This is a genomic window from Plantactinospora sp. B5E13 (genome assembly GCF_039871775.1).
In the GTDB taxonomy this organism is placed as follows: domain Bacteria; phylum Actinomycetota; class Actinomycetes; order Mycobacteriales; family Micromonosporaceae; genus Plantactinospora.
In genome coordinates this window covers 105,433-120,039 of sequence record NZ_JBDPLT010000019.1, presented here as the reverse complement: position 1 = coordinate 120,039, position 14,607 = coordinate 105,433, and the positions used below count along the sequence as shown (strand labels likewise).

Genomic DNA, 14,607 nt, shown 5'->3' with positions numbered 1-14,607 from the left:
TACGTCCGGGCCGCCGCTCCCGCCACCGACCCCCCCCCCCCCCACGACCGACGAACCGGCACCTGCGGCGGACAGTCACGAAGCTGTCCTGGGCAGGTTCACTACTGGGCGCCGAGAGCCGCCTTCTTCCGGGCGGCGGACGGCAGGTTGGCCCCGGGCAGCCGGATCAGTTCCCAACCGCCCTCCGGGACGTCGTCCTCCCGGTCGGTCCTCAGGTTCATCGGGTTCGCCGTTCCGACGTAGACGGCCGGCCCGTCGGCCAGCATGGTGCGCAACCCGTAGTTGAGGTAGTTGCCGAGGCCGTTGGTGCTCACCGACTTCGCCGGCCCGTGGGTACCGTCGAACACCCACAGGTCGCCGCCGTACGACGCGGGATCGACCGTGCCGAGCCCGTCCTCGACCCCGCCGCGGAGCTCCGACGGCAGATCCTTGACGAGGTAGCTCCAGTCCATGGCGCCGATGTAGAGCGAACCGCCGGCCACCAGCATCTCCCAGGTGTAGTTGTTGTAGCTGTTGCCGAATCCCGCCGCGCCGTACCGGGGCTGGTATCCGGTCGGGGTGAGCTTCCACTCGCCCGCGCCGTCGTTCGCCTCCGGGTCGAACGCGGGCAGTTCCGCCGCGCCGTACAGCAGGTCAGCGCTGGCCTTGCCGTTGTCGAACCTGCTGGCCCGGAAGATGCTCGTCGCCCGCTGCGTGTTCTTCGTGGCGGCGAGGTTCTGCTCGCTGCTCTCCGACGGGTAGCGGGTCGTATGGGCCTGGGTGGCCTTCAGCGGCACGTGCATCGTGCCCCAGTAGAGGTTGCCGTTGTACGAGGCGAGCCCGCCGAGACCGTAGGTGGCGGCGATGACCGGGTCGGGCTCGTACTGGCTCACGTTCCACACCTGTTTCCAGGCGGTGGCGTCGGTGGTGGTGAGGCCCCGCCCCCCGTTCACGAGCCACGGGCTCATCCAGATCCCGGCGGTGTGCGTGCTGTCGGCGCTGCCGGCGATGCTGGGCCAGGTCGTGACGAACATCCGACCCTTGTGCACGACGAGGTCCGCGACCTGCTGCGGCAGGCTGGCCACGAGGCTGAAGTCGAACGGCCTGGACCTGCTGCCGGTCCAGCGCAGCACCGCGCCGCCGGCCTGACCGTCGATTCCCAGGCCGACGCCGGCGTAGAGGGTGTGGTCGGCGACCAGGAAGTGCCGGACAGTGCCGTACCCGGTCAGGGTCGTCGACCCGAGGTAGGCGCCGGACGCGCCGTCGAACGCGAACAGGTTGAGGCCGAGGACGCTCGGTCCGCCGAGCAGTACGACACCCCGGTGCGAGCCGGCGGCACGGATTCCCACCGTCGAGAGGAACCGTTGCCGATCGGCCTCGGACCTTCTCGTGATGGCCGCGGTCTTGTCCACCAGGTTGCGGGTCGGCTTGTGGTAGAGGTAGACCTTCGGCGGACGCCAGTCGCCTCCGGCTGGCGGGATGGCCGGGTTCTCCGACCGCTGTGGGCTCTCGCCGTACTCGCACACGTAGTCGTCGTTCTCGATCGGTTCGGTCACCGCCAGGCTCGTCCCGATCGTCAGGCAGTGGACGTTGGGTGCCGTCCCGAACCACAGGTGGTCGCCGGAGGCGGTAAGGCCCCACACGTACGAGTGGTTCACCTTCGGCTGCCCGGTCTCGCAGCCGGCCCAGGCCGAGATCGGCGGGCTGCTCCCGCCGAAGCACTCGTCCGGTGCGGCCTTCGCCAGAAGTTCCGGGCTGGTGGTCGCCGCCGCCAGCGCCGACGCCGCGTCGGCTTCGAGTGACTTGTCGTCTTGCAGGCGCTTCTCCGTCGGTGGTTCGCTGTCGGCAGCGCCGGGCGCCGGTATGGCGGCGAGCGCGAGCGAGGTTGCCATGATGGTGGCGGTGGAGAGCAGAGACCGGGCGATGTTCCTGGTCCTGTCCATGCGTGATCCTTTCTTGGTTGCGATTCGTCGCGTGACTGTCGCCACGAACGTCGGCAGGGGAAGACGGGGGTGGAGCCGTCTGATGGGCAGCGTCCGCTGACGCGCGGAGCGGTCGGCCCACGACGGAGGCGTTGAGGTGGTCCCGGGAATCGGTCATGTCGTCCGGGACGCCGAGGCCGCGTGGGCTCTGTCGAGGTGTACAGAGCGCACTGGATCAGCCTGAAACAGCACACGACGGGGTGTCCTACGCTATCGGCCCCTCCAGGCTCGAAGTGGGTCGTAATCGGCTACATCATGACGTTAGCTCGCGTATCGGGATTTAGGTGCAGGAAACGTGAAACGCCGCGCGGTGTCATCCGGAGGTGGGCCCGGGATGCCGGGAGGGACTGGGGTGACGCGTCGACCACGCCGGCTGGGGATCCGGCCCCCGTGGGCCGATTCCGTTTCCGTTGAACACCGCGCTTTTCGAGGCTCTTTTCAAAGGCGTATCGGAAACTCCGACAGCAGATCGGAAAACAATTCGCTTTAGTTTCCTTTGGCCTTTGACCTGCAAAAACGTCGCCAAATGGCGTAAGTTGGCAGGGGTCAAGACCGGCGCCCCGTGGCACCGCACCGGAGCGGCGACGAGGTCCCACCGCGCCTGTCCCCACTCGGGAGTTCGCATGAGCACTGCAGCCGCTGCCGGGCCGAATCCGATCATTGTGGTAAATCCGTGTGGCGGGATCGAGCCTGGCCCGCGGATCGTGGCGGCCGCCGGTGGCGGTGGCGGAGTGGGCGTCTTCGATCTCGCTCGGGGGGACACCCGGGCGTTGTGGGCCCTGGAACGGGCGGCATCGTGGTCGGCGACGCCGATCGGGGTACGGGTACCGGCGGGTTGTGCCGCCACCGTGGCCGATGTGGAACGCGCTGCCAAGGGCAACCTGGGTCTGGTGGTACTGCCGCCGGACGGCGCGTGGCCGATGGCGGAGGCCACCCGGCGGTACCGGGTACTGGCGGAGGTGACCAGCCGTACGGAGGCGCGGGCAGCGGCCGCCGCCGGTGCGTACGGGTTGGTCGCCCGCGGCTCGGAGTCGGGCGGACCGGTCGGCGAGCTGACGTCGTTCGTCCTGTTGCAGCAGTTGCTGGCCGACGATGCACTGGACCTGCCGATCTGGGTGGCCGGCGGGATCGGGCCGCGTACCGCAGCCGCCTGCGTGGTCGGTGGGGCGACCGGCGTGGTCCTGGACAACCAGTTGGCGTTGCTGCCGGAGTCGGACCTGCCGGAGGACGTGCGGGCCGTGATCGCGCGGATGGACGGCTCGGAGACGGTGCTGCGCGACGGCGTACGGGGCGTACGTCGCGACGGTCGGCCGGATGGCACCGCCGAACTGCTCCCGGTCGGTCAGGACGGCTGGTTGGCGGCGGTGTTCCGGGAGCGCTGGCGAAGTACGGCCGCCGCGGTGCGCGGCATCCGTGCGGAGATCGACGATGCGGTCACCGACCACACGCCGGGCGAACTACTGGCCCCGGGTGCGCCGTTGGCGCAGGCGCTCGGGGTGCGGATCCCGGTGGCTCAGGGGCCGATGACACGGGTCAGCGACGTGGCGGCGTTCGCGGCGGCGGTCGCCGCTGACGGCGCGCTGCCGTTCGTCGCGCTCGCCCTGGCCAGCGGCGAACAGTCCGATCGGATGCTGCGGGAGGCGAAGCGGGCGCTCGGCGAACGGCCCTGGGGGGTGGGGGTGCTCGGGTTCGTCCCGGAGGAGATCCGGGCCGCGCAGCTCGCGGCGGTGCGGGAGGTCCGGCCCCGGGTGGCGATCATCGCGGGCGGCCGGCCCGGGCAGGCCAGGGCACTGGAGGCCGAGGGCATCACCACGTTCCTGCACGTGCCGTCGCCGGGGCTGTTGCGGCAGTTCCTCCGCGCCGGGTCGCGGCGGTTCGTGTTCGAGGGCGCCGAGTGCGGTGGGCACGTGGGGCCACGGACGAGCTTTCCGCTCTGGGAGGCGCAGGCGCTGACCCTGGCGGAGTTCCTCGACAGCGCCCCGGCCGGGACCGCCGGGGAGGTACAGGTGTTCTTCGCCGGTGGCATCCACGACGCCCGTTCGGCGGCGATGGTCGCGGCGTTGGCGGGGCCGCTGGCGCGGCGTGGCGTACAGGTCGGGGTGTTGCTCGGCACCGCCTACCTGTTCACCCGGGAGGCGGTCGACTGCGGGGCGATCCAGCCGCTGTTCCAGCGCCAGGCGATCGCGGCCGCCGGCACGGCGGTGCTGGAGACGGCGCCGGGACACGTCACCCGCTGTCTGCCCAGCCCGTACGTCGACGACTTCCACCGGGTGCGGGAGGAGTTGGCCGCGGCGGGGGCGGACGACCGGCAGGTGTGGGACCGGCTGGAGATGCTCAACGTCGGCCGGCTGCGGATCGCCAGCAAGGGCCGACGGCGCGACGGGGACGCGTTGGTCGCGGTGGACGAGGCGGGCCAGCGCGCCGAAGGGCTCTTCATGGCGGGCCAGGTGGCCGTGCTGCGTGACGCCCGGACGACCGTGGCCGACCTGCACGCCGGGGTGACCGTCGGGGCACAGCGTTTCCACGCCGAGCGGATCGCCGCGCGAACCGCCGAGCGGATCGGCGAGCGGGGCACCGCGCCGGCGGCGACGCCCGGGCCGCGGACCGGTCCGGCGGAACCGGTGCCGGCGGCCCCGCTGGACATCGCCATCATCGGCATGTCCTGCATCTTCCCGGACTCGCCGGACCTGGCCAGCTTCTGGCAGACGATCCTCGGCGGTCACGATGCCATCCGGGAGGTGCCCGCCCAGCGATGGCCGGTGGAGACCTACTACGCGTCCGAGGTGGAGCCGGGCCGGGCGGGCCGGACCAGCGTGTCGAAGTGGGGTGCGTTCATCGCGCCGGTGCCGTTCGACGCCATCCGGTACGGCATCCCGCCAGCGGCGTTGGCGAGCATCGACCCGACCCAACTGCTGGCGTTGGAGGCGTCGCACCGGGCCCTCGTCGACGCCGGGTACGGCTACGACCTTCCGGGTGTCGACCACTCCCGTAGCGGGGTCGTGTTCGGCGCCGAGGCGGGCAGCGACATGGGACACGCACAGACGCTGCGCACCATGCTCCCGGCGTACCTCGGCGAGGTCCCCGCCGAGTTGGAGGAGCAGTTGCCCAGGGTCACCGAGGACTCGTTTCCCGGCATGCTGGCCAACGTGATCGCCGGGCGGGTCGCGAACCGGCTGAACCTGGGCGGACCGAACTTCACGGTGGACGCGGCGTGCGCCTCGTCGCTGGCGGCCATGGACGCGGCGTGCAAGGAACTGGCGGCGGGCGGCAGCGACCTGATGATCTGCGGCGGCGCCGACCTGCACAACGGCATCAACGACTACCTGATGTTCACCTCGGCGCACGCGCTGTCACCCACCGGTCGGTGCCGTCCGTTCGACAGCACCGGCGACGGCATCGCCCTCGGCGAGGGTGTCGCCTGTGTCGTGCTCAAGCGGCTCGCCGACGCCGAGCGTGACGGCGACCGCGTCTACGCCGTCGTCAAGGGGGTCGGCGGGTCCAGTGACGGGCGCGCCCTGGGCCTGACCGCGCCACGTGCCGAGGGGCAGCGTCGGGCGCTCGACCGGGCATACGCGCGCAGCGGCGTCTCCCCGCGACAGGTCGGGTTGGTCGAGGCGCACGGCACCGGCACGGTGGTCGGGGACCGTACCGAGTTGGAGACCCTGACCGGGTTCTTCGTCGAGTCGGGTGCCCGGCCGGGCGGTACCGTGCTCGGCTCGGTCAAATCACAGATCGGCCACACCAAGTGCGCCGCCGGACTTGCCGGCGTGATCAAGACGGCGCTCGCGCTGTACACCGGCGTTCGGCCACCGACCATCAACCTGACCCGGCCCAACCCGGCCTGGGACCCGCAGCGCAGCCCGTTCGCCTTCAACACCTCGGCCCGCCCGTGGAGCGTCCCGCCCGGCGACCGGTTCGCCGGGGTCAGCGCCTTCGGCTTCGGCGGTACCAACTACCACGTGGTCCTCGCCGCACACCCGCACACCCTGGAACCACGCCACGCACGCCAGGAGTGGCCGGCGGAGCTGTTCTGCTTCCGGGGCCCCGACCGGGCCGCGGCGCACCGGAGCGTACGGAAGCTGGCCGCCACACTGCGGACCACCGACCGGTACGACCGGCCGTGGCGACTACGTGACCTGGCCGCTACGACCGCCGCCCAGGCCGACCCGCGCTCCGGAGAGGTCCAGGTCGCGATCGTCGCCCGGGACGTCACCGAACTCGGAACGCTGCTGGACCGCGCGCTCGCCGGCGAGCACGACCCCGGACAGGGACTCGTCCAACCGCCGCCGTGGCCCACCGGATCCGCCCCCGGGAAGGTCGCGTTCCTCTTCCCCGGGCAGGGCAGTCAACATCCGGGTGCCCTGGCCGACCTGTTCGTGACCTTTCCCGAGCTGCGCCAGTACCTCGAGCTCGGTCAGGAGTGGACAGAGCTGCTGTTCCCGCCGAGCGCGTTCGATACCGCCACGAGGGCCGCCCAGCAGGACCGGCTCCGCGACACCCGGGTGGCCCAGCCGGTGCTCGGCGTCGGCGGGCTCGCCGTCGACCACCTGCTCCGCCGGCTCAACGTCCACCCCGACCTCACCGCCGGACACAGCTACGGCGAGCTCGTCGCCCTCTGTGCCGCCGGCGCGTACGACCCGCCGACCCTGCTGCGGCTCAGCCGCGAACGCGCCGACGCGATCCTCGCCGCCGTCCGGGACGATCCGGGGACCATGGCCGCGGTCGGCGCCACCGCCGAACGTGTCGGTGCGGTCCTGGACAGCGCCGGTCTCGCCGACCAGGTCGTCCTGGCGAACAGCAACGCGCCCACCCAGCAGGTGATCTCCGGCCGTACCCCGGCGGTGCGGGCGGCGGTCTCGGCGCTGCGGGCCGCCGGTCTGACGGCGCGCGAACTCAACGTCGCCTGTGCCTTCCACAGCCCGCTCGTCGCCACCGCCGTGGACCACTTCGCGCGGGTGCTCGCCGCCCAACAGATCGGCACGCCCACCATCCCGGTCTGGTCCAACCGCACCGCCATTGCCTACCCGGCGGACGCCGACGGGCTGCGGCACGAACTCGCGGCCCAGATCGGTGCCCCGGTCCGCTTCGTCGAGCAGGTCGAAGCCATGTACGCGGCCGGCGCCCGGACCTTCGTCGAGGCCGGGCCCGGGCAGGTGCTGACCGGCCTGGTCCAGGCCATCCTCGCCGCCCGGCCGCATCTCGCCGTGGCCTGCGACCGGCGTACCGGAGAGGGGCTCCGGGACTTTCTCCTCGCCGTGGCACAGCTGGCCTGCACCGGGGTACCGGTCCGGACCGGTTGGCTCTTCCACGGCCGCGAGACCGTCGTGGCGGGTACGACCGAACCCAGCAGCCGTCCCTTCTGGACAGTCGACGGGCAACTCGTCCGCGACCGCAACGGAGACAGTCTCCCCGGCGGCATGACGCCCCCGCGACGCAGCAAGGAGTTGTCCATGAGCGCAACAGTCGGGCCCACGGCCCCCGGCACCGATGACCGTGACCGGCGGGACGGGCGGGACGAACTGCTCGCCGAGTTCCTCCGGACCAACCGCGAGTTGATCGCCGCTCAGCACGACGTCCTGCTCGCCTACCTCGGCGGCACCGGCGGCGGAGATCCCGCCGGACGGATGCCGGGGAACCGCCACCTGGCAGGCCCGTCGGTCGACGCCAGCGCCGTCACGGCAGGTCCGCCGACACTGGTCTCGCCAGCGCCGGCACGGGCGCAGGCGGCGACGAACCACGGCGTACCGGTCCTGCCGGCCAATCAGACGCTGTCCATCTCGTCGGGGCCGGCCACGGGCAGCGCGACCGTGCCGTTCCCGGCCGGGCCGACGTCGCGCCCGGCGCCGAGCTCGGTCACGGCACCGACGCCGATCACGGCACCGACGGTCGAGCCGCCCGGCGGCGACAGAGCCGCCACCGGCCCAGGAGGAACCGGCCCAGGAGGAACCGGCGCCAGCGTCGGCACCCGGAGCGCCACGGCCGGCGTACCGGTCGGCGCGCTCGCGGCGGAACCACCCGCGCTCCACTTCCAGGCCGCGGTGCTGGTGGTGCTCAGCGAGCGGACCGGTTACCCGGCTGACCTGATCGAACTCGACCTGGATCTGGAGGCGGACCTCAGCATTGATTCGATCAAGCGGGCGGAGGTGGCCGGCGAGGTGGCGACCCGGCTCGGGCTGTCGGCGGAGGGCGATGAGTCGGAGCTGGAGGGGTTGGTCAAGGCCCGGACGGTACGGGCGATGGTCGACTGGCTCACCAGCCGGATGAACGACGCCGTGGCCGCCACGGTCTCCGTACCGGCCACCCGGACGGCGATCGCCGAGGCCCCGTCGGTCGTACCGGCACGGGCGGGTACCGGACCGGCCGTGGCGGTGCCCGCCGATCAGCGACGGCCCTCTCCGGCGCTGGCGACGACGAGGGGCGGCCCGGGACCGGTGGATGCCGCCGCGTCGCTCGGTGTCGGGCCGACGCGGATGCTTTACACGGTGGTCCCGGTCCCGGAGGCACCGAGACGACCGGCGACGGCGCTGGCGGGTACCACCCTGGTGGTCACCGGAACCGGTCCGGTCGCCGTACGGCTCGTCGACCTGCTCCGCGGACACGGGGCGGAGGTACGTACCGGCACCGCGGCCGAGCCCGGCGGCCTGGCCGGGGCGGACGGGCTGATCCTGCTCGACGCGCTGGTCGACGGGGAGGCGCCGCCGGTGCTTCCCGCTGCGTTCGCGTCGATCAGGAGGGCCCTGACCGACGGGGTGCGGTGCGTCCTGGCGGCCGCCGACCCGAACACCGGTGCGGAGGCGGACGGGCTGCGCGGCCTGTTCCGCACCATCGCCCGGGAGTTTCCGTCCGTCGACGCGCGCCTGGTCATCGTGGACGGCAGGGAGCCCGTGGAGCGGCTCGGTGAGACGCTTGTCGACGAGCTGCTGGCCGGCGGCGAGACGCCGGTGGTGGACCGGGGCGGCGGCGGGCGGCGCACGTACGACCTGGCGCCGGCGAGTCTCGGGGCGCTGGCGACCGGTGGTGCCGGCCCGGCCGGCGACGGGGTGGCGGAGGCGCGGGCGATCGGGCTCGACCCCGACTCGGTGCTGCTGTTGATCGGCGGCGCCCGGGGCATCACCTCCTGGGCCGCCCGTGCCCTCGCGACGGCTGCCCGGTGCCGTATCGAACTGGCCGGCCGTACCCCGTTTCCGGACGGACTCCCGGATCCGGCCCTGGCGGCGGCCACCGACGCGGCGGCGGTCCGGGCGGTGCTCGCCCGCCAACGGACCGGCTCCCCGGCGGCGATCGCCCGCGCCGCCCAGGCGGTCCTCGCCGGCCGGGAGGTCGAGGCGACCGTACGGGAACTCGGTGAACTGGGCGCCAGCGTGCGCTACCACAGCCTCGACGTCCGCGACGCGCAGGCGACCGAGCGGCTGATCACCGCCGTCCACAACGAGTACGGCCGCATCGACGGACTGGTGTACGCCGCCGGCGTGATCGAGGACAGGCTGATCGTCGACAAGGACCCCGAGTCGTTCACCCGGGTCTTCGACACGAAGGTGGCGGGCGCCCGGTCGGTGCTGAACGCGCTGGACACCCTCGGCAGTCGACCGAGATTCGTGGTGCTGTACGGCAGCATCGCGGCGGTGCACGGCAACCGTGGCCAGGGCGACTACGCGGCGGCCAACGACGCCCTGGAGACGATCGGCGCCCGGTGGGCCGCCCGGACGGGCAACCGTTGCCTGACGGTGCACTGGGGGCCGTGGGCGCCGGTCGACGGGCACGGCGGCATGGTCAGCCCGGAACTGGCCCGGGAACTCGCCCGGCGCGGCATCGGCCTGATCGACCCGGAGGACGGCGCGCGGAGCCTGCTGAGCGAGCTGGCCTGGGGCGACCCGACGCTTACCGCCGTCGTCTACACCGCGTCGGGTTGGTGACCGGCGTGCCCGGCGACCCGGTCGCGATCGTGGGGATGGCGGTGCTGCTGCCGGCCGCGGCCGACCTGGACAGCTACTGGCGCAACCTGGTCGAGGGTGTCGACGCCATCACCGAGACGCCGCCGCACCGCTGGGATCCGGAGTTCTACGACCCGGCGCGGGCGCACCGGCCGGACCGGCTCTACTGCCGCCGCGGCGGATTCGTCGACGACCTGGCCACCTTCGACCCGCTCCGGTTCGGCATCATGCCGGCGTCCATCGCCGAGATCGAGCCGGACCAGCTCATCGCGCTGAACGTCGCGGCGGCGGCGATCGAGGACGCCGGGGGGATGGACCGGCTGCCCGCCCGTGAGCGGGTGGGGGTGATCCTCGGCCGGGGCGGCATCCTCAGCCCGGCCCAGGCCCGGTACGCGCAGCGGGTCCGGATGTCCAGCCAGGTCATCCAGGTGCTCCGGGAGCTGATCCCGGACCTGCCGGAGAGCCGGCTGGACGCGGTACGGGCGAGGTTCGACGAGCGGCTCGGCGAACACCGGCCGGAGGGGACGATCGGACTGGTACCGAACCTGGCCGCCTCCCGGGTGGCCAACCGGCTGAACCTGCTCGGGCCCGCGTACACGTTGGATGCCGCCTGCGCCTCGTCGCTGATCGCGGTGGACCAGGCGATCTCCGAGCTGAACAGCGGCCGGCTCGACGCGGTCCTCGCCGGTGGCGTACACCACGTGCACGACATCAGCTTCTGGTCCGTGTTCAGCCAGCTCGGCGCGCTCTCCCGTCGGGGCGAGATCCGACCGTTCGACACCGCGGCGGACGGGCTGCTCATCGGCGAGGGTACCGGGATCGTCGTACTGAAGCGTCTGGCCGACGCGGTGCGCGACGGCGACCGGACGTACGCGGTGCTCCGGGGCACCGGGACGTCCAGCGACGGGCGCGCCGCGAGTATGGTCAATCCGGCCAGCTCGGGTCAGGTGCTGGCCGTCCGGCAGGCGTGGGCGGCGGCCGGGCTGGATCCGACCGCACCGGACGCGCTCGGCCTGCTGGAGGCGCACGGCACCGCGACACCGACCGGGGACGCCGCCGAACTCGTCACCGTCGCCGAGGTGTTCGGTCCGCACCGGGGCGGGGCACGACCGGTGATCGGCTCGGTGAAATCGATGATCGGCCACGCTATGCCGGCGGCCGGCGTCGCCAGCCTGATCAAGGCGGCCCTGGCCGTCCACCGGGGCGTGTTGTTGCCGACGTTGCACTGCGACACGCCGCGGCCGGAGCTGGGGCGTACCCGGTTCGCGCCGATCACCACCGCCCAGCCGTGGGAGAGCGACGGACCACGCCGCGCCGCCGTCAACGCGTTCGGCTTCGGCGGCATCAACGCCCACGTGGTCCTCGAGGAGGCGCCGGACGCGTTCGCCGACCGGCGGGCTGGCACCGGCTCGGGCGCCCCGGTGACCCGGCCGGTTCTCCCCCCAGGGTCGGTGGCCACCCGGGGGGCGGTCGGTCAGGCCACGGCGCGGGTCACCGTCGAGCAGCCCGACGAGGTGCTGTGGCTGGCCGCCTCCGAGCCGGCCGCGCTCGCCCGTCTGCTCGACACCGACGACCACGACGTACGCGTCCTCGGCGCCGCGCGGGCGCGTCAGGCCTCTCCGGCCGGTGGACGAACGCTGACGGCCGACGAACGCTGCCGGCTCGGCATCGTCAGCCCCGATCCCAAACGGCTCGGCGTCGCCCGGCGGGCCGTCGCCCGGGGACAGTCCTGGCGCGGTGCCCGGGACATCTGGTTCAGCCCGAGCCCACTGCTCGCCGACGACTCCGGGGGGCAGCTCGCCTTCGTGTATCCCGGGCTCGAGACGGAGTTCAGTCCACGTACCGCGGACGTGGCGGCGCACTTCGGCCTGCCGGACCGGCAGTGGTCCGCCGACGATCTCGGCCGGCACGGCGCCGGTGTGATTGAGGTCGGCAGGCTGCTGAACGAGGCCCTGCACCGGGTCGGGGTCACCCCGCAGGCGGTCGCCGGGCACAGCATCGGCGAATGGACCGCCGCGGCCACCACCGGACAGATCAGCTCGACCTCCGTCGACGAGTTCCTCGCGGCGTTCAGCGCGACGTCGATCGAGGTGCCCGGCCGCGCGTTCGCCGTCATCGGCGGAGCCGCGGAACAGGTCACCCCGCGACTCGCCAGCTATCCGGGGGTGGCGCTCTCGCATGACAACGCGCCCGCCCAGTGCATCGTCAACGGACCCGAGAGCGAGATAGAACTGCTCGTCGAGGCGCTACGGCACGACGGCCTGCTCTGCCGGAAGCTGCCGTTCCGCTCCGCCTTCCACACGCCGATGTTCGCGTCCGGACTGGAGTCGATCGGCGCGGCTCTCCGCCGCTGGCAGGTCCGTCCCACCCGGGTACCCGTCTGGTCCACCACACTACGGGCGCCGTTCCCCACCGACCCGGCCCGGGTACAGGAGATATTCGTCCGGCACATGCTCGAACCGGTCTGGTTCCGGCAGACCGTCCAGGCCATGTACGACTCCGGCGTCCGGGTGTTCCTACAGGTCGGCGCCGGACAGCTCGCCTCCGTCATCGCCGACAACCTGCGAGGTCGCGACCACCTCGCCATGCCGGTCAACGTCACCCACCGCAGCGGGCTGGACCAACTGCGCCGGGTCGCCACCGCACTGTGGGTCGAGGGTGCCGCACCGGACCTGTGCGCCCTCGACCCGCCGCCTCCGGGTGGTGCCCGGGTCACGGCGCCCGCCCCGGCCCAGGCCGTCCGCCGCGGCCCGACCGTACGGCTCGACCTCGGCGGTCCGCTGGTCCGTCTCGGCGAGGGCGCCGACGGTCTGCTCGCCGTCTCGGTGCACGACGCGCCGGGCGGCAGCCCGGACGACCACGGCGGCGTCGGCGTCACGTCGGGCCCGACCGGGGGAGGGGACGGAGCCCGCTCGGCCGTCGCGGAGGGGACGGTGCCGCTGCTGGTGAAGACGCCTGCGACGGGACCGGACCCGGTGGCGGCGCAGGCCGCTGCGGCGCTGCCGGGATCGCCGGCCCTGGCCACGCTGCACCGGCTCGCCGGCGACTCCAGCGCCGCGGCGGAACTCGCCACGCTGCTCTCCGGCACCCCGACCGTCGAGGGCACCGACGGCGGGACCGGTCAGCCGACGCGGACACCACCGCCGCGTCCGTACCGCACCGTCCTGCGGGTCGCCCTCGACACCATGCCGTACCTGCGCGACCACTGCTTCTTCGTGCAACCCGATGACTGGCCCGACGCGGAGGACCGTTGGCCCGTGGTGCCGGCCACCACCGTCGTACAGCACATGATGGACGCCGCCGAGCACGCCGCCCCGGGTACCCGGGTGATCGGGGTACGCGCCGCGCGGTTCACCCGTTGGTTGATCGCGGCCCCGCCGCAGGACGTCGAGATCACCGTCCAACCGGTCGGACCCGGCCGACTCGAGGTGTCCCTGAGCGGTCACGCCCACGCGACGGTGGAGGTGGCGCCGGACTACCCGGCCGACCGTCCGGCGGTCTGGCGGTACGACCCCGCGACCGAGCGACCGCCGCAACTGCACGCCGAGGAGATGTACGCCGAACGCCTGATGTTCCACGGTCCCCTGTTCCGGGGCGTGACCAGGGTGCACGCCCTCGGCGACCGGCACATCCGTGGCGTGGTGACCGCCCCGGCCCCGCCCGGCGCGCTGCTCGACAACGCGCTCCAGATGGTCGGCAACTGGCTCGTCACGACGCAGCCGGTACGGACCGTCGCACTGCCGATGGAGTTCGGCCATGTCCGGTTCTTCGGGCCGGCGCCCGCGCCCGGTACGGCGTGTGAGTGCGTGGCCCGGGTGCGCGCGATCGACGACCGGCAACTCGTCGCCGACACCCAGCTCTCCGTCGACGGTCGGGTGTGGGCACAGATCGAGGGCTGCGTCGACCGGCGGTTCGACAGCCACCCCACGTCCCGCCCGGCGGAGCGCTTTCCCGAGCGCCATCCGATGTCGCTGCGCCAACCGGAGGGCTGGACCATGGCCTTCGACTGCTGGACGGACCTGATCACCCGTGGCATGGCCGCTCGCGGCATCCTCGGCAGCCGCGGCTACCTCGACTACGAGCGGCAACCGCCCAAGGCACGCAAGCACTGGCTGCTCGGCCGGATCGCGGTCAAGGACGCGGTCCGCTTCCGACAGTGGGAGGACGGCCACACCGACGTCTACCCGATCGAGCTGACCGTCACCGACGAGCCGGACGGCCGTCCCCGGGTACGCCTACGGCCGGGCCGGGGGTTCCGCGACTGTGACGTCTCACTCGCCCACACGGCCGAGATCGGCGTGGCGATCGCGAAGCCCCGCCCGCCCGACGCGCCGCCGGGTGCCGCCGGCGTCGGCATCGACGTCGCCGAGATCGCGGATCAACCGGACGGCACGGTCACGGCCGCGCTCTCCGAACCGGAACGGCGGCTGCTCGACTCGGTGGCGACCGGCGAGGAGGTCTCTGCGTGGCTCGCCCGTTTCCAGGTGGCGAAGCGAGCCGCGGCCAGGGCGGAGGGCGCCGGCGTCACCGGGGACCCAGGCCGGTTCGCGGTGGTGGGTGCCAGCCCGAGCGTGTCGACCGTCCAGGTGGGGGACCGCGTCTACCAGGTCGCACACCGGGTGGTCGCCAATCCTGACGATCTGCCCGCACGGCGGTACGTCGTCGGCTGGACCTGGGGGCCGGAGCCTGCCCACCGGGCCGGCCGTCCGTAGCGT

General features: G+C 73.0%; 3 protein-coding genes. 2 read left to right on the top strand and 1 reads right to left on the bottom strand.

Annotated elements, in window-relative coordinates; genetic code table 11:
- Positions 1 to 101 precede the first annotated feature (101 nt).
- On the bottom strand, positions 102 to 1,922 hold the full coding sequence (locus ABGB05_RS19185; protein WP_347654801.1) for a hypothetical protein: 1,821 nt from the start codon (positions 1,920 to 1,922) through the stop codon (positions 102 to 104).
- A gap of 770 nt (positions 1,923 to 2,692) precedes the next feature.
- Here ABGB05_RS19185 and ABGB05_RS19180 point away from each other — a divergent pair.
- Entirely contained in the window at positions 2,693 to 9,874 is a 7,182-nt protein-coding gene (locus ABGB05_RS19180) for an SDR family oxidoreductase (protein WP_347654800.1), read from the top strand.
- Entirely contained in the window at positions 9,871 to 14,604 is a 4,734-nt protein-coding gene (locus ABGB05_RS19175; protein WP_347654799.1) for a beta-ketoacyl synthase N-terminal-like domain-containing protein, read from the top strand. The genes ABGB05_RS19180 and ABGB05_RS19175 overlap by 4 nt, the downstream gene beginning before the upstream one ends.
- The last annotated feature ends 3 nt before the right edge of the window (positions 14,605 to 14,607 follow it).

What these genes read in the sequence shown, in the direction of transcription:
- ABGB05_RS19185 (WP_347654801.1), bottom strand. Translation starts at nt 1,922, where the DNA reads ATGGACAGGACCAGGAACATCGCCCGGTCTCTGCTCTCCACCGCCACC.